Origin of the sequence: Streptomyces sp. NPDC005820 (assembly GCF_040630255.1) — a bacterium.
Lineage (GTDB): Bacteria > Actinomycetota > Actinomycetes > Streptomycetales > Streptomycetaceae > Streptomyces.
Window position 1 is genome coordinate 13,982 of the sequence record NZ_JBEXXE010000058.1, and the last position, 22,204, is coordinate 36,185.

Genomic DNA, 22,204 nt, shown 5'->3' on the forward strand with positions numbered 1-22,204 from the left:
GCCGCTTCTTCGGCCGCCGTTCAGCGGGTCGTCGACCGCCGCCCACGGGCGGGGGCCGCCGTTCGGATCAGCGGAGGCGGCCCTTGAGGTGATTGCGGTGCGCCGCACGAGCCCGGTCGCCGCGGCGGGGGTACGGCATCCAGGACGTCCGGCAGGAGCCGGACCCGGACCCCAGGTGAGGAGCTCGGCGATGTACGCAGCGGTGCGGCGGTACGAAGGGGTGACCGATCCGGCGGAGGCGGGACGGCTCGTGCACGAGGGCTTCGTGCCGCTCATGCGCCAGGTCCCCGGCTTCGTGGCCTACTACTGGCTCGACGCCGGGGACGGAGTGATGGTCTCGACCAGCGTCTTCCAGGACCGGGCGGGCGCCGAGGAGTCGATCGCGAGGGCGGCGGTCTTCGTCCGGGACCATCTCGCGGCCCTCCTCCCCAACCCTCCGCAGGTCATGGCCGGCGAAGTGGTGGCCTTCGCCTGACGGGGTCACGCCTCCCCGGTCTCCAGCAGCGCCATCAGCGCCCGGGCCGCCGGGCTCGTCGCGTCGGGGGACGGCAGCAGGGCGACCGTCTCGTAGGCCGCCTCGCCGGTGTCCTTCAGGGGCAGTGCGGTCAGCGCCTCGCGCTTGTGCCGGAAGTGCCGCGGTACGACGGCCACCCCGAGGTTCTCGCCCACCAGGTCCAGCAGACTGTGCACGTCGTTGACCTCCAGCGCGACCGTACGGCGCACGCCCGCCTCCGCGAAGGCGGCGTCGGTGGCCCGGCGCGGCCCCCAGTCCGGGTGGAAGTCGACGAAAACCTCGCCCGCGATGTCCTCCGGGACGAGGGCGGCCGCCGCCCGGGTGAGGTGGTGGTCGGGATGGCACAGCACGTACATCGGCTCGGTCGCCAGCGGTACGCAGCGCAGCTGGTCGGTGTCCGCCTGGGTGCGGTAGGCGAAGGCCAGGTCGAGCCGGCCGGCCGCCACCTCCTCGCCGAGAGCGCCCGAGCCGGTCTGCCGCAGCCGGATCTCCACGTCCGGGTGCCGCCGCCGGAACGCGGCCAGCAGCCCCGCCACATGCACCCCCGCGATGCACTGCTCGGTGCCCACCGACAGGGTCCCGCGCACCACGCCCTGCACCGCGGCAACCGCCTCGTGCGCGGCCCTCACCTGCGCCAGGATCCGCTCCGCCTCCGCCAGGAGCGCCCGCCCCGCCTCGGTCAGCGTCACCCGCCGGGTGGTCCGCACGAACAGCGGCGCCCGCAGCTCGCGCTCGAGCGCCCGGATGGACGCCGACAGGCCCGACTGGGACACCATCAGCCGTTCGGCGGCCCGGGTGAAGTGCTGGTCCTCGGCGACCGCGACGAAATGCTGGAGGTGGCGCAGTTCCATGATTGAGAAGCGTAGCCGCACAATTTCATCGGATTCTTCTGTTGGACCGCTGCACGGCACTCGGGAACAGTGGAGGCGGAAGATCGTGGTCAACCCCGGATGGAGTCGCGTTGTACACCGCACACCCCGACCGTTACGCGGACATGCCCTACCGGCGCACCGGACGCAGCGGCCTGCAGCTCCCCGCGCTGTCGCTCGGACTGTGGCACAACTTCGGCCCGGACCGCCCGGCCGAGACCCAGCGGGCCATCCTGCGCCGCGCCTTCGACCTCGGTATCACCCACTTCGACCTGGCCAACAACTACGGCCCGCCGCCCGGCGCCGCCGAGTCCGCGCTCGGTCACTTCCTGAAGACGGACTTCGCGTCCTACCGGGACGAGCTGGTGATCTCCACCAAGGCCGGCTACCTGATGTGGCCCGGCCCGTACGGCGAGTGGGGCTCGCGCAAGTACCTGCTGTCGTCGCTGGACCAGAGCCTGAAGCGGATGGACCTGGACTACGTCGACGTCTTCTACTCGCACCGCCCCGACCCGGAGACTCCGCTGGAGGAGACGATGGGCGCCCTGCACTCCGCCGTCCAGCAGGGCAAGGCCCTCTACGTCGGCGTCTCCAACTACTCCGCGGAGCAGACCCGCGAGGCCGCCCGCATCCTGGGTGAACTGGGCACCCCGCTCCTCATCCACCAGCCGCGCTACTCGATGCTCGACCGCCGCCCCGAGAGCGAGGGCCTGCTGGACGCCCTGGACGAGCTCCAGGTCGGCTCGATCGTCTTCTCCCCGCTGGAGCAGGGCCTGCTCACCTCCCGCTACCTCGACGGCATCCCCGAGGACTCGCGCGCGGCGAGCGACAGCCCGTTCCTGAACTCCGACGCGCTCACCGAGGACCTGGTCGGCAAGCTGCGCGCCCTGGACGACATCGCCAAGTCCCGCGGGCAGTCCCTGGCCCAGCTCGCCCTGGCCTGGGTGCTGCGCGGCGGCCGGGTCACCTCCGCGCTGGTCGGCGCGAGCAGCGCCCGCCAGATCGAGGACAGCGTCGGCGCCCTGGCCAACCTGGACTTCGAGGACGGGGAACTGGCCCGCATCGACGCGGTGATCAACGGCTGAGACGCTCGGCCGGCCGTACGGTGACGGTGTCGCCGTCCTGCTTCCCGACGGCCTTGTCGCGTCTCTCCATGATTCCTCCCCTTCCGGTGGTCCTTGTTCCTGTAGGCCGCCGCAGGGGGAGGAACTCATCGTCGGCCAGGGTGCTATCCGGCCACGCGCGCCGCATCCGCCGTGTCATCGGCCGGTTACCAGGCGAAACGGTCCGCAGGTGAGCGGAGGGTTCGGGTCCGCGGCTGCGTTTCGGCCAGGAGTGGCGATGAATATGCCAAGAGACTGGCCGGAAAGTCATGGTGACAGTGTTTTAGAAGTGAACATACTCGAACGTCAGGGGCGGTGCGCCCCACAGGAGCCGCACGGAAAGCGAGGCACGGCCGGCATACGAGCACTCGGGGGAGTGGAGACGTGCACGACGAATTCCTGTGCCATGTCACGGCGTACGGATACTGCGACGGCCGCCGCATCGGCGTACCGCTCGGGACGTACCGCGCGCCGACGCTGGCGCTCGCGCTGTGGTGGTTACGGGACCGCGCGTTATGGATGGCCGAGCGCCTGGATCCGCAACCCGACGGCCCGCACGTCCCGTCGGGCGCCCTCGTACCGGTGGCCGACACCGTCCCCGACGTACCCGCCCTGCTGCGGGCCTGGTGTGCGAACATCGACCAGCAGGAGCTGGTGGCCGACGAGTTGGCGGGCGGACGGCTGGTGCGGGTCGCCGTCAGCGACGACACCACCGAGTACGAACTGCTCGCCGAGTCCGTGGACGCGCTGCGCATGCAGCGGACGGTCCCGGCGCTCGTCCTCCCCGTCGGCTGAACCTCACCCGGTGGCCGCGCACCACTGGGCGTCCCCGGGTGTGAATCGATAGAATTCCGACCATGGTGGAGCGGCCTGTCGCCCCGACTGCGCCCGAACTCGTGCTGGAGACCGAGACGGGCTCCACGGTGATGATCCCCGGCCGCGCCTACTACGTCGGCCGGGACCCGCTCAGTGACATCGTCATCGACGACCCCCGGGTCTCCTGGCACCACGCCGTCCTGCGGCCCGACGGCGCCCACTGGACCCTCACCGACGAGGACAGCACCAACGGCACCTGGTCCGAGGGCCGCCGGGTCCGGGTGCTCGGCGTGGGCCCCGGCAGCGTGATCCGCTTCGGCAGCTCGGCCGACGGCCCCTGCGCCGTCCTGGCGAGCCGGCCGCCGCCCGCCCCCGAACGCCCCTCGGCGGTGTCCATGCCCGCCCAGACGGGCACCTTCCGCCGGCCCACCTCCGTACGGCCGCTGCCCACCCGGACCGTCCGCATCGGCCGCGCCGCCGACAACGACCTCGTCCTCGACGACCTGGGCGTCTCTCGCCGCCACGCCGAACTGCGCGCCCTGCCCGAGGGCGGCTACGAGATCGTCGACCTCGACAGCCACAACGGCACCTACCTCAACGGCTTCCCCGTCACCCGCGCCCCGATCGGCCCCGGTGACATCGTCGGCATCGGCCACTCGGCGTTCTGCCTGGTCGGCGACGAACTCCAGGAGTACGTCGACACCGGCGAGGTCTCCCTCGACGTCCAGGACCTCACCGTCGCCGTCGACCGCGGCCGCAAGACCCTGCTCGACCGGGTGTCGTTCCCGGTGGGGGAGAAGTGCCTGCTCGCCGTGGTCGGCCCCAGCGGCGCCGGGAAGTCCACCCTGCTCAACGCCCTCACCGGCCAGCGCCCCGCCGACCACGGCACCGTCGTCTACGACGGCCGCGACCTCTACCACGACTACGCCGAACTGCGCCAGCGCATCGGCCTCGTCCCCCAGGACGACATCCTGCACGCCCAGCTCACCGTCCGCTCCGCCCTCACCTACGCCGCCGAACTGCGCTTCCCGCAGGACACCGCCAAGGCCGAGCGCCGCGAGCGGGTCACGGAGGTCATCCGCGAACTGGGCCTCGAACAGCGCGCCGGACAACCGGTGCACAGCCTCTCCGGCGGCCAGCGCAAACGCGTCAGCGTGGCGCTGGAGTTGCTCACCAAACCCTCGCTGCTCTTCCTCGACGAGCCGACCTCCGGCCTCGACCCCGGCATGGACCGCTCGGTGATGCACATGCTGCGCGGTCTCGCCGACGACGGCCGCACCGTCATCGTCGTCACCCACAGCGTCCTGAGCCTCGACGTCTGCGACCGGCTCCTGGTCCTCGCCCCCGGCGGCCGGATCGCCTACTACGGGCCGCCCGGGGACGCCCTCGGCTTCTTCGGCTTCGCCCAGTGGCCCGAGGCCTTCGAGGCCTTCGAACGGGACCAGGACCGCGACTGGGCCGGACAGTACCGCGACTCGGCGTTCCACCACCGGTACGTCGTCAACTCCAGCGCCCAGCCGCGGCTGCCCCGCGAGGGCCCCGTCATCCTGCTGCCGCCGCCCCGGCCCCGCAGCCGCGCCGCCCAGCTCGGCACCCTGGTCCGCCGCTACGCGGCCGCGCTGGGCGCCGACCGCACCTTCCTGGCGATCATGATCGCCCTGCCGTTCGTCATGGGCGCCATGGCCCGCGCGCTCGCCGGCGGCGAACTCACCCGGGACACCGCGATGAACGCCCTGCTGATCCTCTGCGTCGGCGGCGTCCTCACCGGCGCGGCCAACGCCGTGCGCGAACTCGTCAAGGAACGCGTCATCTACCGGCGGGAGCGGGCCGTCGGCCTGTCCAGATCGGCGTACCTGATGTCCAAGGTCGTCGTCCTCGGCACCATCACCGTCGTCCAGGCGGTGGTCCTCACCCTCGTGGCCCTGCTCGGCGTCGACCTCAACGCACCCGGCGGCAAGGGCGTGTTGCTGCCACCCCTGGTCGAGATCACCGTCGCCGTCGCCCTGCTGGCGTTCACCGCGATGATGCTCGGCCTGCTGGTCTCCGCGCTGGTGCGCAAGGAGGAGGTGACGATGCCGCTGCTCGTGCTGCTCGCCATCGTCCAAGTGGTCTTCTGCGGAGCCCTGCTGAAACTCGACGGGGTGCCCGGCCTGGCCCAGCTGTCCTGGCTCGTGCCCTCGCGCTGGGCGCTCGGCGCGATGGCCGGCACCATCGGGCTGTCCCGGATCGTGCCCGGCGACATCACCGCAGACCCGCTGTTCGAGCACCGGGCGGCGGTGTGGCTGCTCGACATCGGCATGCTCGTGGTGCTCTCGGCCCTCTTCGGGTTCGTCGTCTCCCGGCTGCTGCGCCGCCATGAACCCGCCGTGATGCGGAAGTAGGCGCGGCCCATGACGTCCCCCGCCTTCCGGCCCACGCACGTCGTCCCCCCGACGGGCATGCCCGCCTGGGAGGCCCCCGACCCCGCCCGGCCCACCGTGCCCCTGGACCCGCTGCTGCCCGTCCGGCTGCTGGAGCGGCGCGGCGACTGGGGGCACGTGCTGTGCGCCAACGGCTGGCAGGCCTGGGTCGACGGCCGCCACCTCGTCGCGGTACCGCAGGACCCGCCCGCCGCCGACGACCCGCCCACCCCCGTCGCCGACCCCCGGCCGCTGCTCGCCCGGGCCGAGGAGGCCCTCGCCCACTACCGGACCGCGGTCGAGGAGCTGGCCGGCGGCGCCCTGGACGGCGAGTCCTTCCGACGGCGGACCCGGGACCTGCGGATCGGGGTGGTCGTCGACGGCGAGTCCGTGTGGCTGTACGACGCCGCGCAGGAACGCTGGGTCTACGGCGACGGCACCCGGCTGAGCACGTACGCGACGGACCACGCGCCCGACACGGCCCCCGCCCCCGGAGGGCCCTGATGGGGACCAGCGCGTTCTCCGGGCGCCCCTCCGAGCTGGTGGGCCGGCGGATCGCGGGCTACCGCGTCGAACACGAGATCGGCCGGGGTGGCATGGCCGTCGTCTTCCGCGCCCGCGACCTGCGCCTGGAACGCACCGTCGCCCTCAAGCTGCTCGCCCCCGAACTGGCCCGCAACGACACCTTCCGCAAGCGCTTCACCCATGAGTCCCGGGTGGCCGCCGCGATCGACCACCCGCACATCGTGCCGGTCTTCGAGGCCGGGGAGACCGAGGGCGTCCTGTACATCGCCATGAGGTACGTCGAGGGCAGCGACCTGCGCAACCTCCTCGACCGGGAGGGCCCGCTCCCGCTCGCCACGGCCGTCCGGATCGCCGCGCAGGTCGCCTCCGCCCTGGACGCTGCCCACGACCACGGCCTGGTCCACCGGGACGTCAAACCCGGGAACATCCTGGTCTCCCGGGGCACCGACAGCGACCACCCCGAGCACGTCTACCTCACCGACTTCGGCCTGACCAAGAAGTCGCTCTCGCTGACCGGCTTCACGACCGTCGGCCAGTTCGTCGGCACCCTCGACTACGTCGCCCCCGAGCAGATCTCCGGCCGCCCGGTGGACGGCCGCTGCGACGTCTACAGCTTCGCCTGCGTCGTCTACGAGACCCTCGCCGGACATCCGCCCTTCCTCCGCGACGAGGACATGGCCCTGCTCTGGGCCCACCAGGAGGACGATCCGCCCCCGCTCACCGAGTCCCGCCCCGACCTGCCCCCGGGGGTCGACCCCGTGTTCGCGAAGGCCCTGGCGAAGACCCCCGAGGGACGTCACGACACCTGCCGGGCCTTCGTCGCGGCCCTACGGGCGGCGGGACGGGGCGACGGCGACCGGGGCGACGGGCACCCGTCGACGCAGCCGACCGGCCTCCCGGCCGTGCCGCCACCTCCCCCCGACTGGGCCCGGCCCGTCCTCCGCGACCGTCAGCCCTGACCCGGGGGCGGGCCCGTCGCACCGCGCCGGTGCACCGGCCGGGCCAGCAGCGCGCCCAGGAAGCCCGTGACCAGCCCCCACAGCGCCGCCAGCCCGAGCGCGGACCACACCTCGGGACGCAGGAACAGATCCCCGGAGAGACCGGCGAGATCGTTGATGCCGAGCACGGTCAGGCCGTAGTGCGCGGAGACGCGGCCCACCAGACAGATCGTCAGCACGGTGAGCACCAGCGCGGCCGCCATGTGCACGGCGTGCTGCCAGGCACGCATCCGGGCCGGTGAGCGGGCCGCCATCACGAACGCGGCCCCCAGCAGCAGCACCGCGTCCACCACGACCAGCCACCACACCCGGCCGTCGTACTCGGCCATGCTGCTCAGATTCAGCGCGGCGGTCTCCTTGCCGCGCAGCACCTCGTCCAGCACATGCGGCATGGGCAGCCCGAACGGGCCGTCCACCCGGCCGTTCCAGGTGGCGCCCAGCCCGATGGTGAACACCATCCACACCAGGTTGGGCAGGCCGAGCAGGACCACCGCGAGGGTCTCCGGCGCGTGCCCGCGCGTCGCCGCCACCACCAGGGCCACGACCAGGCCGACGACGACACACGCGAGCAGCAGCGCGACCATCGCGTACGCCGCGGGACGCACCGACTCCTGGAACCGCAGCAGCCGGGCCGGCAGCGGCGCCCCGCGCGAGACCAGCAGCGCCAGCAGCAGCACCCCGGCCAGCCACAGCAGCCCGACCAGCAGGGTGAGCGGCACATCCGCGGTGAAGCCGACCTCCGGGTGGACGCCGAACAGATCGCCCAGGTCGTTCAGCGTGTCGCTGCCCAGGTCGATCGCGAAGGTCTGACGGGCGGCGAGCGCCAGACCCAGCAGACCGAGCAGCCACAGCACGGCGATCCGGGCCGCCCAGCCGGCCAGCTCCCGGGCGCCGGCGACCGCCCGGTGCCGCAGAGGCCGCAGAAAACCCGCCGCGGTGACCAGCGCCCCGACCAGGGTCACCGACAGCGGAATCACCGTCAGCCCGGCCTGGGTGTCGGCGAGTCCGCCGGCGTTCCCGGACAGCTCGACGGTGCCGCCGACGGCCGTGACCACGGTCGCCGCGACCACCCGGGGAAACGCGTCCTGCGGCAGGTCCGAGGCCCCAGCCGCCCACAGGCCGAGCGCGGCCACCACCACCATGGAGGCGAGCCCGGTCAGCGCCACACCGAACGCCGTCGCCCAGCCGTGCCGCCCGGCCGCCCTGTTGTCGGTGCCGGGCCGGCCGGCCGCCTGGTCGGTGGGGGCGCGCGGGCTCACCCTGCCACGCTAAGCAAGGCCTGCGGAGCCCGCCCGTCGAGAGGGGCCGTCCGCGTTCGGCTTGCGGGCGGCACCCCGGCGGAGCACACAATGATTCCGTTGTGGCAGAAACCGGTGCGTGTTTCTCATGAGCATGCATCGCGGGACGTACTCCACATCGGGAGAGCATGTGAGCGTCGAACCTCCGTCCTCCGACCGCCCCACGGGACCGCCCTCCGGTCCCCTCTCGGGCCCCTCGCAACCACCCCCGCCGCCCTCCTCGGGACCCCCCACCGAACCGGTGGACGCGGTGTCCTCGGGGGGTTCGTCCGGCGGTTCCTCGGGCGGTGACTTCCCGGACGGCCCGCCCGGACCGGAGCCCGGACCCGACCCCGGCCGGCCCTGGTGGCGGTCTGCTCCCCGGCTCGCCCTGCTCGGCACAGCCGTGGTGGCCGCGGTCGCCCTCGCCGTCCTGCTGACGCTGCCCGGCAGTGGCGGTTCCGGCGGCTCGGGCGGCTCCAAGATCTTCACGCTGGCCGCGGCCCAGACCGGCCCGGACCCCTTCACCGAGTCCACGGCCACCGACGACTCCACCGCGACGGCCTCCGCCGCACCCGCCGACGGCACGACCGAGCCCACCGGCAACGCCCTCAAGGCCGTCGACGGAGGTGCCGCCGGGGTGTACGGCGGCACCCGCGACACGGCCAGCTGCGACGTGGAGAAGCAGATCGGCGCCCTGCAGGCGGCCCCCGCCAAGAACCGGGCGTTCGCCTCGGTGGCCGGCGTCGAACCCTCCGGGGTCCCCGCCTATCTGCGCTCACTCACCCCCGTCCAGCTGCGCATGGACACCTGGGTCACCAACCACGGCTACCGCGACGGCGCCGTCACCACCTACCAGTCCGTCCTCCAGGCCGGCACCGCCGTCCTCGTCGACGGACACGGCGTGCCCCGGGTGCGCTGCGCCTGCGGCAACCCGCTGACCAAGCCCGTCCCGCAGCAGACCGCGCCGGAGCGCGTCGGCGACACCTGGGCCTCGTACAAGCCCTCGAACGTCGTCGTGATCACCCCCGCCCCCAAGGTGGTCAAGGAGTTCGTCCTGTACGACCCCGACCACGGCCACCACTGGTTCGCGCGGCACCGCGGCGACACGGGAGGCAAGCAGGACCGGCCCACGGCTCCCCCGAAGAAGCCCCTGGTCTTCGTGATCGTCACCCCGCCGCCGAGCCCGTCGAGCTCCAGCGCGAGCCCGTCCACGTCCGCGTCGCCGTGTGACCCGACCCGGAAGGTTTCCTGCCCGCCGACCTCGTCCTCGTCCTCGTCCTCGTCTTCGTCGTCGTCCTCTTCGTCCTCGGAGTCGCCGTCGTCCGAGTCCCCGAGCTCGAAGTCCCCGTCGTCCGAGTCCCCGAGCTCGAAGTCCCCGAGCTCGAAGTCCCCGTCGTCCGAGTCCCCGAGCTCGAAGTCCCCGTCGTCCGAGTCCCCGTCCTCGAAGTCCCCGTCCTCGAAGTCCCCGAGCTCGGAGGCCCCGAGCTCGGAGCCGCCGGCCTCCTCGCCGAACGGCTCGGCGGAGGAGCCGTCGACGTCCCAGTCGTCCCCGGAGCAGCAGCCGGAGGAATCCGAGGCACCGAGCACCTCCGGCGCCCCGCCCGCCCCCGCGTCCTCCGCGGCCTCACCGGCCGTGTGAGGCACCCCATGCCCTCCCGGCGCACGGGGTGAGCCGGACGGGGACTGTGCGGCGCGGCACGGGGTACGAGCACAGGTGCAGCAGCGTCCGGCCAGTCCGGCTTCCCAGAGAGACACGCATGATCGAGCACCTGGACGGGGCAGTGATAGCGACTGGTTTCGACGTACCCGTGGAACCGCTGAGGCGGGCGGCGCACTACACCGGCGAACCCGGTTGCATCGCCGAGGCCCGCAGTTTCGCCGCCCACTTCGTCGACCAGCTCAGGACCGAGTGGTGCGCGCGCATCGGCGAGCGCGCGAGCGGTGAGGTGATGCTCGTCGTCAGCGAGCTGATCACCAACGCCGACCGGCACAGCAACGGCCCGTACATCCTGGAACTGGAGGGCACCGACTCCGCCGTGACGGTGTGCGTCTACGACAGCAGCGACGCGCTGCCCCTGCGTTTCCCCAAGGACCCCGAGCGCGTCGGCCGGCACGGGCTGGAGATCGTGCACGCGCTGGCGGCCGAGGTGACCGCCGAGCGCGTGCCGGTCGGGAAGCGGGTCCGCGCCCTGCTCACCTTCGGTGAGTGACCGGCGACCGACCCCGGCCCACGGGATCGGCGGCTCAGGCGCAGCCCAGTTCGCCCAGCATGCCCTCGCGCAGCCGCGTGATGATCCGCTTGATCAGTCGGGACACATGCATCTGGGAGCAGCCCAGCTGCTCGCCGATCTCGGCCTGGGTGGCCTCCTCCACGAACCGCAGATGCAGGATCCGCCGATCGCGCTCGCTGAGCTCGGCCATGAGCGGGGCGAGCGACTGGAAGTCCTCGACCAGCCGCAGCCCGTCCTCCTCCACGCCGATGAAGTCCGCGAGGACCGACTCGCCGTTCTCCGGGCCGTCGCCGGTGAGCGCGGCGTCGAGCGAGGAGGAGTTGTAGCCGTTGGCCGCGATCTGCGCCTCGACGACCTCGTTCTCCGGCAGGTTCATCAGCGTGGCCAGCTCCGCCACGGTGGGCTCCCGGTCGAGCCGGCTCGCCAGCTCGTCGCGCGCCTTCGCCAGTTCCACCCGCAGCTCCTGGAGCCGCCGCGGCACATGCACCGCCCAGGTGGTGTCCCGGAAGAAACGCTTGATCTCCCCGACGATGTACGGCAGGGCGAATGAGGTGAACTCCACCTCACGGGAGATCTCGAACCGGTCGATGGCCTTGATCAGACCGATCATCCCGGTCTGGACGATGTCCTCCATGTCGTCCCCGCGGCCGCGGAACCGTCCGGCCGCGAACCGCACCAGGGACATGTTCATCTCGATGAGCGTGTTGCGGGCGTACTGGTAGTCGTGCGTGCCCTCTTCGAGTTCGGTCAGCCGCTTGAAGAACTGGCGGGACAGCTCCCGTGCGTCGCGCGGAGCCACGCTCCGCGGGTCCTCGACTCCCGGCAACGATGCTCCACCCGTGCTGGTCCCGGCGGTGTCCTCGACAACCCTGGCCTCCGACCCGATCACGGCGGTGTGCATTACCTCTCCCCACGAAAGTCACGGTTCGACGTGTTCTGTTCTCGTTGCGTGAGCGGACGCGCAGATGCCCGACCCGCTCACGGGGCGGGTACCCCGACTCCGCCAGGACATGCGTACCGACGGGAACGACTCCCTCCGCCACGCTCCGTACCCGGTTCGTGACAGAAGTCTCCCGGTGTGCCCGCCCTGGCGCTACATTCACGGCACGTACACGGGGGAGCGGCGGATGAGCACGTCGGGGGAGCGGGGCCCGTACGGGGCGTGGGTGCGATGGCTGCTCGCGGGTCTCCTGGCGCTGATCTGCGTCTTCGCCGTGCACCTCGCCACCGGCAGGCTGGGCCACCACGACGCGGGGGCCGACGCCGGGGCGGGCGGCGCACCCGCGGCCGGGGCGGGCTGGGCGAGGGCCGTCGGTTCCCCGCACCCGCCCCGCACCCTCACCACCCGCGCCGACCTCACCGTCGGCCCCGGCACCTGGCGGGCCACCGTCCGGCACACCCTCCTCCTGCGCCCCGGCGACCCCCTCCTGGACGCGGTCAGGGAGGGCCGCACCGCGGACACCGCCGCCTCCCTCGACGACCGGCTCGCGGGTGACGTCCGCTATGTGGCGGGGGAGGGCCTGCGCACCGACGGAGGCATCGACCGCCGGCTGACGCCACCCGAGGTGACCCAGGACGGGCCACGGGACCGGGCGGTCGTCGTCTGGACGCTGACGGAGACCTGCCGCCGCCCCTGTGCCTGGGACGGCGACTTCCGGTTCACCGTCCGCCCGGCCGGCGCCCCGAGGCCTGCGGACACCCGCTGGATCCTGGACGTGACGGTCCACGGGACGGACACCGGGATCACCGGCATCACCGGAGCCCGGCCCGCCCGGCAGGGCCCCGGGCGCGCCGTCCTGGCACCCCTGGACTCCGCCGCAACCACCTCGGTCGTCTTCCGGGCGGCCGACACCCGGACCCGCGGCTTCCTGGCGGAGCCCTCCGCCGAGACCGGCCCGCGCTTCACTCCGTCGTTCACCGAACCCGTCCCCGTCGTCCTGGGCATCGTGCTGGGCTTCCTGCTCATCGGCGTCGGGGGCGCGTACGGCCTGCGCAGCTTCGACGCACTGGGCGGGGACGGACGGCGGCCCGCCGTGAGCACCCCCCTGTGGATCTTCACCCTCGTGAGCATCCTGTTCGCGGTCGTGGCCTGGGAGTCGCCGCGCATCACCGACGAGGGCGCGCGCTCGGCGGTGGCCACGGTCCTGATCACCTGGTGGGGCGTGGCCGTCCCCGTCGGACTGCTGTACCTGCTGCCCGCCCTGTACAACGTGCTGAAGCGCCCCGGGGAGCCGCTCCAGCAGGTGCTGCACCACCGCGCGTTCCTGGCGCTGAGCGCGGTCACCGGCCTGGGCGTGGTCGTCGAGGCCGCCCTCGTCCTCGCCTACGGGACCGGCGGGGTGTCGCTGCCGGAGGCGGCCGGCGGACCCCTCCTCGCGGTCGCGGCCGCGGCGGCCGTGCCCTTCGTGGCCCCCGTCGGCTTCCGCACGCCGCACGTGTGGAGCGCCGTCGGTGTGGTCGCGGCCGTGGCGGCCTGTGTGGTGACCGGCTGGGGACGGCTGATCGCCGCCGAGGGCGGCGACTCGCCCACCTCCGAGGCCCTGCTGCTCATCGGACTCGGACTGCTGTGGTGGCCCGCCCTCACCCGCGCGACGCTGCTCCTGGGCGCACGGGGCCGGCTGTGGCTGCTCGCCGCCGGGGTGACCGGACTGCTGATGTATCTCCCGGTCGACGTCACCCGCGCCTTCGGTCCGCCCGAGACCGTGCTGGCCTCCACCCCGCACCCCCGGCTGTTCGAGGCCACCCTGGTGGACATCGCCTTCCACGCGGCCGGGGCCTTCATGGTCGTCGCGATCGCGGTGATGGTCCGCAGACGCTGGCACAGCTCCCGGCTGCCGATGCCCCTGACCCGGCACGCCCGGACGATGGAGAAGGAACGGGCGGCCGCCCTGGGGGTCGCCTTCGTCGTGCTCACGGTCAACCCGGTGGTCGCCGCCCAGCACAGCAATGTCACCGACGTGCTGCCGGTGGCCGCCGCCCTCCTCGGCTTCTCCCTTCTCCTGCGCGGCGAGGCCCGGCGCGTCGAGGGCCGCCGGCTGGCCGCCGTCGACCGGTCCGAGCACGGCGCCGCCGTCCGCCGCCACGCCCGCTGGGCGTTGCTGCAGTCGGCCCAGCGCCCGATGTTCCTCAAGGCCCGCGACGGCCTGGTCGACGGCACCCTCACCCCGGCCCGCTTCGACGAGGACTGGCGGCGCCTCGGCCGTGGCGAGGAACCCCCGCCCCTGTCCACCGGCGGGGGCCGCACCCCCTGGCGCAACGGGGTGCACGGCGCCCTCGTCGCCTTCCTTCTCGCCCTGCCCGTCATGGCCATCGAGTGGTACTCGGTGCGCAGACTGCTGCCCGAACTCACCCTGGGCCAGCTGCTCGCCCTCGCCGAGCACACCCTGCGCTGGTCGGCGTACGGGGCGTTCTACGGCTACTTCAGCACCCGGCTGCCCGGCCGCACCCCCGTGATGAAGGCCCAGTCCCTGCTGGCGGCCCTGCTCGTGCCGGAACTGCTCCTGCTGTTCTACCCCTACTCCCGCCAGGTCACCGACCTCGGCCTGGCGAGCGGGCTGCGCATCGGCTGGCTCATCGTGTTCTGCCTGGTCCTCGGCATGTACTGGGAGTGGCGGCTGGTGGCGCGGGCGGGCGTGCAGTGGCGGCTGGTGCGCTCCTTCCGCTCCTGGGCCTCGCTGACCGCGCCGGTCACCGCCGTGGTCGTGGCCGCCGCGACCGCCGTCGCCACCGTCCTGGCCGGCGCGGCGGCCGTCTCCATGACCCAGCAGCCCACCGACGGCGGCAGCCTCCAGCAGCAGTCCTCCTACTCGTCCGGCTCCTCGTCCGGCCCCTGACGGCGGATGCCCGATTCCACCGAGGGCGGAACCCGAATCCCTTCCCGCCGCGCTCCCGGCTCCTAGGCTGGTGCGGTGACCGATCAAGCGCCGAACCGCGCCCGTGTGATCCCCCTGCGCCCGCCCGCCGGACGCCCGGCCGCCGAGCCGTCCGCACCCCGCGAGCCGCTCTGGCGCGATCTCGTCGGAGACGTCCTGCGCCGCGAACGCCAGGCCCAGGAACGCACGTTGAAGGACGTCGCCGACGAGGCCCGCATCTCCATGCCGTATCTGTCGGAGGTGGAGCGCGGCCGCAAGGAGGCCTCCTCGGAGGTCCTCGCGGCCGCCGCCCGCGCCCTCGGCCTGAGCCTCGGTGACCTGCTGGCCAGGGCCCAGGGCGAACTGGTCCGGCTCGGCGGCCGACCCGTCCGCCACGGCCGTACGACGCCTGCCTCCCCGTACTCCTCGCGGTCCTCGCACTCTTCGTACGACGGCCTCTGCCTGGTCGCCTGACGACAGCTCGGACGCCGCGTCAGACGCCGACGAGGCGCCGGCTCAGCACCTCGTCGGCCAGGCCGTACGCCACCGCCTCCTGTGCGGTGAACACCTTGTCGCGGTCCATGTCCGCGCGCAGCACGGCGGGATCGTGACCGGTGTGCCGGGCGAGCACCTCCTCCACCTGGGCGCGGATGCGGACCATCTCCCTGGCCTGCAGCGCCAGATCGGAGACCGTGCCCTGACGGCCGCCGCTGGCCGGCTGTCCGAGGAGCACCCGCGCGTGCTCCAGCACGAACCGGCGGCCCGGATCCCCGCCCGCCAGCAGCACCGCCGCCGTCGAGGCCGCCTGCCCGACGCAGAACGTGGAGATCGGTGCCCGGACGAACGTCATCGTGTCGTAGATCGCCATCAGCGAGGTGAACGAGCCGCCGGGGGAGTTGAGGTAGACCGAGATCTCCTGGTCCGGGGCCGCCGACTCCAGATGGAGGAGCTGCGCCAGGACGACGTTGGCCACGCCGTCGTCGATCTCGGTGCCGAGGAAGATGATCCGCTCCGACAGCAGCCGGCTGAACACGTCCGAGGACCGCTCGCCGTGCGCGGTGCGCTCGACGACATACGGAATCGTGTAGTTCCCCATGTCAGAGCCCCATCCGTCGCCGCGCCGGGGCCGGTCGGACCTCGGTGAACGACTCCACCACCCGGTCCACGATGCCGTACTCCCTGGCCTGCTCGGCCGTGAACCACCGGTCGCGGTCGCCGTCCCGCGCGATCGTCTCCGGCGTCCGGCCGGTGTGCTCGGCGGTGAGCCGCTCGATGGTCCGCTTGGTGAACTCGTGGTTCTCCGCCTGGATCTCGATGTCGGCCGTGGTGCCGCCGATCCCGGCCGACGGCTGGTGCATCATCACACGGGCGTTCGGCAGCGCGAACCGCTTGCCGGGCGCACCCACACTCAGCAGGAACTGGCCCATGCTGGCCGCGAAGCCCAGGGCGAGCGTCGAGACGTCGTTGGGGACCAGCCGCATGGTGTCGTAGACGGCCAGCCCGGCGTGCACCGAGCCGCCCGGGCTGTTGATGAACAGGGCGATGTCGGTGTGCGGGTCCTCCGCCGAGAGGATCAGCAGCTGCGCGCAGACCCGGTTCGCCGACACCTCGTCGACCTGGGTGCCCAGCAGCACGATCCGCTGGGCGAGGAGTTGGGCGGCGAGATGGTCGTCGAACGGGGTGGACGCGGTGTCGCCGTCCTCGGCCCGGGGTGCGAGAGCGGTGGGGAGTGGAGGCATCGGTTCTCCTCGTGGTCGCGGGGATGCCGTCGCCTTCACTGTCGGTCCCGGACCGCGCCCTCGGCCGGTTTCTCTGCCCGCGGCAGATCAGCCGACGGCAGAGCTCGCCCGCAGCGGGATCTGCGGTTCCGCCGGGAACAGCGCGGGCGCGGTCGGCGCGGCGGACGGTTCGTGCGGCGCGGCCGTCCGGCCGGAGCCCGAGTGCCGGCGCTCGCAGTAGGTCCGCGCAGACGAACCGGCCGTCCCGGTCAGCCGGGCCAGTCGACCCACCGGCGAATCGGTCAGGCCGTACGCCAGGGGCTGCGGGCGGGTGGCCTGCTGGACGGCGTAGCCGATGCCCTCCGCCGAGAACGCCGCCCACCGGCGCCAGGACTCCCGCGCACGCTCCCGGGGCTCATCGCCGCCGGCTCCTCGGGCGTCGACTCCCGGGTGGCCCGCGCCCCCGGCATCAGGTTCAGATGGCCGCCGATCACCCGGCCGGTGTGGGCCCGGCCCAGCTCGCGGGAGATCGCCGCGCCCCAGTCGCCGCCCTGCGCCCCGAACCGCTCGTAGCCCAGCCGCGTCATCGGCTCGGCCCAGGCGTCCGCGACCCGGGCCGCCTCCCAGCCCGCCCCGGCGACCGTCCCGGACGGCCCGAACCCCGGGATGCCCGGGACGACGACACGGAAGGCGCCGGCCGGGTGCCCGCCGTGCGCCGCCGGAGTCGAGGTCGCGTTGCGGGATGTCGAGGCGGAAGGGACGGATGCCGCCGTCCGCGGTCGAGGGCGTCATGGACCGGATGCCGGTGCGGCGGATGTGCCGCCATCCGGATTGTCTTCGGCCCGACCGATGAGTTCCCGGGCGTACCCCGGTCGACACTGGTGACCGCGTTCCACGCCCCAGGAGGGACCTCATGACCACCGACGGATTCACCACCTGCCTCTGGTTCGACGGCCAGGCCGAGGAGGCCGCCCACCACTACGCGTCGGTCTTCAAGAACGCCGCTGTCGGGCGGGTGACCCGCTACACCGAGGCCGGACCCGGCCCCGCCGGAACCGTGGTCACGGTGGAATTCACCGCCAACGGCCAGAAGTTCGTCGCGCTCAACGGCGGCCCGGAGTTCAAGTTCACCGAGGCGATCTCCTTCCAGATCGACTGCGCCGACCAGGAGGAGATCGACTACTACTGGACCAGGCTCGTCGAGGGCGGCGGCGAGCCCGGCCCCTGCGGCTGGCTCAAGGACAGGTTCGGCGTGTCCTGGCAGGTCGTCCCGGGCGAGCTCGGCGCCATGATCGCCGACCCGGACCAGGAGAAGGCCACCCGGGCCATGAAGGCCATGCTCTCCATGGGCAAGCTGGACCTCGCCGAACTGCGCAAGGCCCACGCCGGCGGGTAGCGGCGGCCGGACGGCGAGGGCGCGCTACCGGTCCCGGGCCTCCGCGAGGATCTCCTTGATCACATGCCGGGAGTTCTCCGCCAGCGCCGGATTGGTCTCCCAGTAGTACGGCAGCTGGATCAGCGAGATCGACAGGGCCCAGCCCCGGCCGCGCGCCCACTCGTCGTCGTCCGCGCCCACCGCCTCCCGGAACGTGCCGCGTGCCGAGCCGGGCAGCAGGTTCCAGGCCGGGATCAGGTCGACGGCCGGATCGCCCACGCCCACACAGCCGAAGTCGAGCACGGCCGTCAGTCTCCCGTCCGCGACCAGCACGTTTCCGGGCGACAGATCGCCGTGCGCCCACACCCCCGGCGCGGCCCGTCCCGGCACCCGCAGCGCCTCCTCCCACAGGGCGGTGACCGCGTCCGTGTCGATCCGCCCCCGCAGCTGTGCGAGGGCGTCCCGGGTGGGGCCCTCCCGCTCGACGAGCGGGACGCCCCGGTGGTTGGGCGGCCCGTCCTGGACGTCCACCTCGCGCAGTCCGGCGACGAAGGCCCCCAGGTCCGCCGCCAGCGGCTCGGGTTCCTCGACGGCCCCCGCGACCGGATGACTGCCCTCCAGCCAGCGGTAGACGGACCACGGCCAGGGAAAGCCCTCGCCCGGATCGCCCTCCGCCAGCGGCACCGGCACGGCGACCCGCAGACCCGGACCCAGCCGCGCCAGCCAGCGCCGCTCGTGCGCCACGCTCTCCACCGCGCCGGGATACCGGGGGAGGCGGACCACCTTGTCGGCGCCCAGCCGGAACATCGCGTTCTCCGTCCCGGAGGACGGCAGCCGCCGTACCGGCAGCCCCGCCCACTGCGGGAACTGCGCGGCGATCAGCCGGCCCACCAGCGGGGCGTCGAGATCGATCTCGTCCGGGCGCATCCTCAGGGCACACATGCGGCTCATTGCAACGGATCGACGCCCGTACCGTCCAACGGAACAGGACGGCACGGGCGTCGATCCGGCGGCTCAGACCCGGTCGGCCACGATCATCAGATACTGGAAACTGCCGTTCTTGTAGGCGGTCAGGAACGTGTCCTCGATGCCGGTGACCAGATGATCGGCCTGCCGGCGCAGCTCCCAGTACGGAATGGCCGCCTCGGTGAGGTCCTCCACATGGACCGGCACCAGCCGGTTGTCCGCCATCGCCCGGAAGTACCGCGAGCGGGGGTGGATGTCGCAGATGTAGTGCGCGTTGATGAGCGACACCTCGCGCGAGGCCTGCCCGTACGTGTCGTTGTAGCAGCCGGTGATCACGACATAGCGCCCGCCGCGGCGCAGCAGCCGGGCGTGCTCGGCGAACAGCAGGTCCAGCTCTACGTACATGCTCGACTCGTTGTTCCACGAGGCCGCGTACGCGCCGGTCTCCAGGCCCGTGTCCAGCATGTTGCGGTGGTGGTAGCGCACCTTGTCGTCGATGTCCCGCTTGCGGGCCTGCGCGTTGGCGAACTCGGCCTGCTTGGCGGAGATCGTCACCCCGTCCGCGTGGCAGCCGTAGCGCAGATTGGCCGTGACACTGCCGCCGCCGCGCCCGCAGCCGGCGTCGAAGACCCGGTCGGACGGGGTGAGCGGGCCGAGCCGGGAGGCGAGGAGTTCCGCCTGGGCGTGCTCCAGCCGGTGCAGTTCGGTGGTGATCCGCTCCTTGCGCAGCTCGGGATCGGGCTCGTCGAGCACCGACCGGTCGGCGTCACCGACGCCGTAGTGATGGTGGTAGAGATCGTCGATCCGGCCCAGTTCGAGGTTGACCGGGTTCTCCTCCGCGTTCCAGTAGTCCGCGATCCGGTTCTGGTAGACGGACTGGGTCGGCAGCGGCATGGCCTCGGTGAGCGCCTCGGGGGTCATGGTCAACGGTGACTCCTTGTGATGGTGGTGCGGTGACGCCGTATGTGATGGACAGTCAGAAGTGCGCTGCTCACCAGTAGTTGGGCAGCGAGTAGCGGTGGGTGTTGGTGGCGTGCCACTCGTGGTTGCCGGCCACCCAGTCCGACAGACCCTGGAGATAGCGCTCGACGAGCGGCGAGGTCGCGGCGAGCACCGCCGACTCCGACTCGAACGCCTCCATGACCTCGTTGTGGAGGTCGACCGACTTCAGATAGGCGGCCTTCAGCCCGCGCCGGTCGTTGGCGGCCACGACCTGCGGCAGATTGAGATGGGTCGGATCGGACGCCAGCTCCTTGGTGAAGGAGTACAGGTCGTTGACGATCGTGGTGGCGTTGCAGGCGAGCGCCGTGACCCGCTGGATCTCCGGGCGGGCGTAGAGCTGCTCGGGCAGTTCGTAGCCGTCGACCGCGTCGACGATCGACAGACAGGGCCGGAAGTTGTTGAACTGCCGCATCGTCAGGTATTCCCAGATCCGCGGTACGTACCCGGCCTCGCCCCAGGCGGCCTCGCCGAGGTAGCCCAGATGCAGTCGCGCGATGTCGTGCACGAACCGGTCGGTCTGGCTGGGCGTGGCCATCGCCGCGTAGTCCTTCAGCGCCCAGAAGTACGAGCGCAGGGGACCGTCGGCCTGCACACCACGCGCCCATTCCTCCTGGAGGCCGGGCGGGCCGTGATACGGGTCGAGCGCCGACTGGGCGATGATCAGCCGGCCTCCCAGCCCGCTGCGGGAGCCGCCCTTGTCCTCGTCCTCCTCGCAGTAGCAGTTGTCGACGATGTTCTCCGCCAGCAGCAGCTTGCCGGCCACCGTGAGCCTGTCCAGGTCGGCGGCGCCCGGATGCTGCAGGACCACCGCCCGGCCGAACTGGAATCCCGCGAAGTCGCCGTTCCACGCCGTCGGGAACAGCTCCAGGCCGCGGGCCCACTCCTCCAGCCGACGGTCGACCTCGGCCGCCTTCTCCGGGTCGGCGGGCGCGACCTCCCGGTACCGCAGCCCGGGGATCGCCCCGCCGCGCCGGGCCGTCAGGCTCGCGGCGAGGTTCGGCGGCCCCGGCAGCCCGCTTCCCGCCGTCACTCGGCCGTCCGGCCGATCTGGACGTTCTCCAGGATGCCCGCCGCGTCCGGCACCAGCAGCGCCATCGAGTAGTACGCGGTGACCAGGTACCGGATGATCGAGTTGGCGTCGATCCCCATGAACCGCACGTTCAGACCCGGCTGGAACTCGTCCGGGATGCCCGTCTGGTACAGGCCCACCACACCCTGGTCGGCCTCGCCCGTGCGCAGCGCGATGATGCTGCTCGTGTGCTGCTCGCTGATCGGGATCTTGTTGCACGGGAAGATCGGCACCCCGCGCCAGGCCGGGATCTCATGCCCCTCCACGGTCGCCGTCCCCGGCACCAGACCACGCCGGTTGCACTGCCGGAAGAACGCCGCGATCGCCTTGGGATGGGCGAGGAACAGCTTGGTCTTGCGCCGCATCGACAGCAGCTCGTCCATGTCATCGGGGGTCGGCGGCCCGGTGAAGGTGCTGACGCGCTGCCCGTAGTCGACGTTGTGCAGCAGCCCGAACTGCCGGTTGTTCACCAGCTCCCACTCCTGGCGCTCCCGGATCTCCTCGACCGTGAGCCGCAACTGCTGCTGGGTCTGGTCCATCGGGTGGTTGTAGAGGTCGGCGACCCGGGTGTGCACCTTGAGCACGGTCTGGGTCAGCGACAGCTCGTACTCGCGCGGCGAGAGCTCGTAGTCGACGTAGCCGGCCCCGATCGTCGGCTCGCCGGTGTGGCCGGCCTGGAGCGGCTGCTCGGCCTCGCCCTTGCGGTTCATCGGCCGCCGCTGCCGCTCGGCGTACGCCTCGAGGTGCGCGGCGAGCGAGGGCACCCGGCCGAGGAACTCCCGCAGCACGTCCCCCGGCAGCACCATCAGCACACCCGAGGTCTCCGCGCGCACCGAGGACAGCCACAGCGGGTCGTCCTGTCCGATGGCCTCCTCGCCGAGCTGGTCGCCGCCGGAGACGACCCCGACGATCTCCTCCTCGCCGTACTTCCCGGCGGTGTAGCGGGTGAAGCGGCCGTGCACGACGAGATAGGTCTCGGTGACCGGCTGACCGGCCTCGAAGATCACCTGCCCGGGCCGGACCTCACGGGTCTGGAAGCGGGACGCGAGCTCGGCCAGGGCCCCGTTGTCGGAGTAGCCGCGCAGCACCCGCAGCTCGGTGAGGGTGTCAGGGAGGACCCGGACGTCGTCGGCGCCGTTGTGCTCGAACTGCACCCGGCCCCGGCCCACGGACAGCTGCAGCCGCCGGTTGACCCGGTAGGTGCCGCCCTTCACGTCCACCCACGGCAGCATGCGCAGCAGCCAGCGCGAGCTGATCGCCTGCATCTGCGGTTCGGACTTGTGGGTGGTGGCGAGCTGGCGGGCCGCCTGGGTGCTGAGGCTGGTGAGCTGCCCGTCGGCCGACGGCTCGAAGGGGGGTTCGTCGAGGGCGGAAGCGGTGGCACTGTCCGGTGTGGACACATTCTCTCCAGAAAGGTGGTGCGCGGAGCGGGGCGGACGGGTCGCGAAGATCGGTTTCGAAGATCCGCAGGCACCAGCCAAACACCCT

At 72.5% G+C, this 22,204-nt stretch carries 20 protein-coding genes and 1 pseudogene; 11 read left to right on the forward strand and 10 right to left on the reverse strand.

The genetic code is table 11. The features are described 5' to 3' along the window. The first annotated feature begins 190 nt into the window (after positions 1 to 190). Positions 191 to 475, forward strand: a complete 285-nt coding sequence (locus tag ABZ464_RS45145; RefSeq protein WP_359287763.1) for a hypothetical protein — start codon at positions 191 to 193, stop codon at positions 473 to 475. A gap of 5 nt (positions 476 to 480) precedes the next feature. Here the strand turns inward: ABZ464_RS45145 and ABZ464_RS45150 are convergent, their stop codons facing one another. Then, positions 481 to 1,365: a LysR substrate-binding domain-containing protein gene (locus ABZ464_RS45150; protein WP_359287764.1), complete on the reverse strand. Its 885-nt coding sequence runs from the start codon at positions 1,363 to 1,365 to the stop codon at positions 481 to 483. 110 nt (positions 1,366 to 1,475) lie between these two features. Between ABZ464_RS45150 and mgrA the strand changes: the two genes are divergently transcribed. The 5 genes from mgrA to ABZ464_RS45175 all read left to right on the forward strand — a co-directional run bounded on the left by mgrA (position 1,476) and on the right by ABZ464_RS45175 (position 7,185). Then, positions 1,476 to 2,468, forward strand: a complete 993-nt coding sequence (gene mgrA, locus ABZ464_RS45155; RefSeq protein WP_359287765.1) for an L-glyceraldehyde 3-phosphate reductase — start codon at positions 1,476 to 1,478, stop codon at positions 2,466 to 2,468. Positions 2,469 to 2,870: 402 nt separating this feature from the next. Beyond that, positions 2,871 to 3,281: a hypothetical protein gene (locus ABZ464_RS45160; protein WP_359287766.1), complete on the forward strand. Its 411-nt coding sequence runs from the start codon at positions 2,871 to 2,873 to the stop codon at positions 3,279 to 3,281. Between the two features lie 62 nt (positions 3,282 to 3,343). Beyond that, complete coding sequence (locus ABZ464_RS45165; protein ID WP_359287767.1) at positions 3,344 to 5,683, forward strand: FHA domain-containing protein; 2,340 nt, start codon at positions 3,344 to 3,346, stop codon at positions 5,681 to 5,683. 9 nt (positions 5,684 to 5,692) lie between these two features. Continuing rightward, positions 5,693 to 6,205, forward strand: coding sequence for a hypothetical protein (locus ABZ464_RS45170; RefSeq protein WP_359287768.1), 513 nt, complete (start codon positions 5,693 to 5,695; stop codon positions 6,203 to 6,205). Continuing rightward, positions 6,205 to 7,185, forward strand: a complete 981-nt coding sequence (locus ABZ464_RS45175; RefSeq protein WP_359287769.1) for a serine/threonine-protein kinase — start codon at positions 6,205 to 6,207, stop codon at positions 7,183 to 7,185. Before ABZ464_RS45170 ends, ABZ464_RS45175 begins: the two co-directional genes overlap by 1 nt. On the opposite strand, the gene ABZ464_RS45180 is transcribed toward ABZ464_RS45175, so the two are convergent. Further along, positions 7,176 to 8,366, reverse strand: a complete 1,191-nt coding sequence (locus ABZ464_RS45180) for a streptophobe family protein (RefSeq protein WP_359287811.1) — start codon at positions 8,364 to 8,366, stop codon at positions 7,176 to 7,178. The genes ABZ464_RS45175 and ABZ464_RS45180 overlap by 10 nt on opposite strands. Before the next feature lie 286 nt (positions 8,367 to 8,652). On the opposite strand from ABZ464_RS45180, the gene ABZ464_RS45185 reads away from it, so the two are divergent. Together ABZ464_RS45185 and ABZ464_RS45190 are read left to right on the forward strand one after the other, a co-directional pair. Then, the gene (locus ABZ464_RS45185) at positions 8,653 to 10,143 is read left to right on the forward strand and encodes a DUF6777 domain-containing protein (protein WP_359287770.1); all 1,491 of its coding nucleotides are present in this window, start codon (positions 8,653 to 8,655) and stop codon (positions 10,141 to 10,143) included. Positions 10,144 to 10,261: 118 nt separating this feature from the next. Then, a complete protein-coding gene (locus tag ABZ464_RS45190) occupies positions 10,262 to 10,714 on the forward strand; it encodes an ATP-binding protein (protein WP_359287771.1) in 453 nt (150 codons plus the stop codon). Between the two features lie 34 nt (positions 10,715 to 10,748). Here the strand turns inward: ABZ464_RS45190 and ABZ464_RS45195 are convergent, their stop codons facing one another. Next, positions 10,749 to 11,636, reverse strand: a complete 888-nt coding sequence (locus tag ABZ464_RS45195) for an RNA polymerase sigma factor SigF (RefSeq protein WP_359287772.1) — start codon at positions 11,634 to 11,636, stop codon at positions 10,749 to 10,751. Positions 11,637 to 11,862: 226 nt separating this feature from the next. Here ABZ464_RS45195 and ABZ464_RS45200 point away from each other — a divergent pair, with 226 nt between their 5' ends. Then, positions 11,863 to 14,568, forward strand: coding sequence for a hypothetical protein (locus ABZ464_RS45200; RefSeq protein ID WP_359287773.1), 2,706 nt, complete (start codon positions 11,863 to 11,865; stop codon positions 14,566 to 14,568). A 75-nt stretch (positions 14,569 to 14,643) separates the two neighbouring features. Continuing rightward, positions 14,644 to 15,060 carry a helix-turn-helix transcriptional regulator gene (locus ABZ464_RS45205; protein WP_359287774.1) on the forward strand — a complete coding sequence of 139 codons (417 nt, stop codon included), beginning with the start codon at positions 14,644 to 14,646 and terminating at the stop codon, positions 15,058 to 15,060. A gap of 19 nt (positions 15,061 to 15,079) precedes the next feature. On the opposite strand, the gene ABZ464_RS45210 is transcribed toward ABZ464_RS45205, so the two are convergent. The 3 genes and pseudogenes from ABZ464_RS45210 to ABZ464_RS45220 form a co-directional block, all read right to left on the reverse strand. Beyond that, a complete protein-coding gene (locus ABZ464_RS45210) occupies positions 15,080 to 15,682 on the reverse strand; it encodes an ATP-dependent Clp protease proteolytic subunit (RefSeq protein WP_359287775.1) in 603 nt (200 codons plus the stop codon). Between the two features lies 1 nt (position 15,683). Further along, positions 15,684 to 16,325, reverse strand: coding sequence for an ATP-dependent Clp protease proteolytic subunit (locus ABZ464_RS45215; RefSeq protein ID WP_359287776.1), 642 nt, complete (start codon positions 16,323 to 16,325; stop codon positions 15,684 to 15,686). A gap of 108 nt (positions 16,326 to 16,433) precedes the next feature. Continuing rightward, positions 16,434 to 17,032: pseudogene (locus ABZ464_RS45220) on the reverse strand (epoxide hydrolase); the annotation flags it as partial. 185 nt (positions 17,033 to 17,217) lie between these two features. Here ABZ464_RS45220 and ABZ464_RS45225 point away from each other — a divergent pair. Further along, positions 17,218 to 17,700 (forward strand): VOC family protein, encoded by a 483-nt coding sequence (locus tag ABZ464_RS45225; protein ID WP_359287777.1) that lies wholly within the window; start codon positions 17,218 to 17,220, stop codon positions 17,698 to 17,700. A 24-nt stretch (positions 17,701 to 17,724) separates the two neighbouring features. On the opposite strand, the gene ABZ464_RS45230 is transcribed toward ABZ464_RS45225, so the two are convergent. The 4 genes from ABZ464_RS45230 to ABZ464_RS45245 all read right to left on the reverse strand — a co-directional run bounded on the left by ABZ464_RS45230 (position 17,725) and on the right by ABZ464_RS45245 (position 22,116). Then, positions 17,725 to 18,621, reverse strand: coding sequence for an aminoglycoside phosphotransferase family protein (locus tag ABZ464_RS45230; RefSeq protein ID WP_359287778.1), 897 nt, complete (start codon positions 18,619 to 18,621; stop codon positions 17,725 to 17,727). A gap of 72 nt (positions 18,622 to 18,693) precedes the next feature. Next, a complete protein-coding gene (locus ABZ464_RS45235) occupies positions 18,694 to 19,566 on the reverse strand; it encodes a geranyl diphosphate 2-C-methyltransferase (protein ID WP_359287812.1) in 873 nt (290 codons plus the stop codon). 70 nt (positions 19,567 to 19,636) lie between these two features. Continuing rightward, on the reverse strand, positions 19,637 to 20,677 hold the full coding sequence (locus ABZ464_RS45240) for a family 2 encapsulin nanocompartment cargo protein terpene cyclase (protein WP_359287779.1): 1,041 nt from the start codon (positions 20,675 to 20,677) through the stop codon (positions 19,637 to 19,639). After that, the gene (locus ABZ464_RS45245) at positions 20,674 to 22,116 is read right to left on the reverse strand and encodes a family 2B encapsulin nanocompartment shell protein (RefSeq protein WP_359287780.1); all 1,443 of its coding nucleotides are present in this window, start codon (positions 22,114 to 22,116) and stop codon (positions 20,674 to 20,676) included. The genes ABZ464_RS45240 and ABZ464_RS45245 overlap by 4 nt, the downstream gene beginning before the upstream one ends. Positions 22,117 to 22,204: the final 88 nt, after the last annotated feature.

Bases quoted from the DNA above. Each gene is read 5' to 3' on its own strand.
- ABZ464_RS45145 (WP_359287763.1), top strand. From the start codon at position 191: ATGTACGCAGCGGTGCGGCGGTACGAAGGGGTGACCGATCCGGCGGAG.
- ABZ464_RS45150 (WP_359287764.1), bottom strand. From the start codon at position 1,365: ATGGAACTGCGCCACCTCCAGCATTTCGTCGCGGTCGCCGAGGACCAG.
- ABZ464_RS45165 (WP_359287767.1), top strand. From the start codon at position 3,344: ATGGTGGAGCGGCCTGTCGCCCCGACTGCGCCCGAACTCGTGCTGGAG.
- ABZ464_RS45170 (WP_359287768.1), top strand. From the start codon at position 5,693: ATGACGTCCCCCGCCTTCCGGCCCACGCACGTCGTCCCCCCGACGGGC.
- ABZ464_RS45175 (WP_359287769.1), top strand. From the start codon at position 6,205: ATGGGGACCAGCGCGTTCTCCGGGCGCCCCTCCGAGCTGGTGGGCCGG.
- ABZ464_RS45180 (WP_359287811.1), bottom strand. From the start codon at position 8,366: ATGGTGGTGGTGGCCGCGCTCGGCCTGTGGGCGGCTGGGGCCTCGGAC.
- ABZ464_RS45190 (WP_359287771.1), top strand. From the start codon at position 10,262: ATGATCGAGCACCTGGACGGGGCAGTGATAGCGACTGGTTTCGACGTA.
- ABZ464_RS45195 (WP_359287772.1), bottom strand. From the start codon at position 11,636: ATGCACACCGCCGTGATCGGGTCGGAGGCCAGGGTTGTCGAGGACACC.
- ABZ464_RS45200 (WP_359287773.1), top strand. From the start codon at position 11,863: ATGAGCACGTCGGGGGAGCGGGGCCCGTACGGGGCGTGGGTGCGATGG.
- ABZ464_RS45210 (WP_359287775.1), bottom strand. From the start codon at position 15,682: ATGGGGAACTACACGATTCCGTATGTCGTCGAGCGCACCGCGCACGGC.
- ABZ464_RS45215 (WP_359287776.1), bottom strand. From the start codon at position 16,325: ATGCCTCCACTCCCCACCGCTCTCGCACCCCGGGCCGAGGACGGCGAC.
- ABZ464_RS45225 (WP_359287777.1), top strand. From the start codon at position 17,218: ATGACCACCGACGGATTCACCACCTGCCTCTGGTTCGACGGCCAGGCC.
- ABZ464_RS45230 (WP_359287778.1), bottom strand. From the start codon at position 18,621: ATGTGTGCCCTGAGGATGCGCCCGGACGAGATCGATCTCGACGCCCCG.
- ABZ464_RS45235 (WP_359287812.1), bottom strand. From the start codon at position 19,566: ATGACCCCCGAGGCGCTCACCGAGGCCATGCCGCTGCCGACCCAGTCC.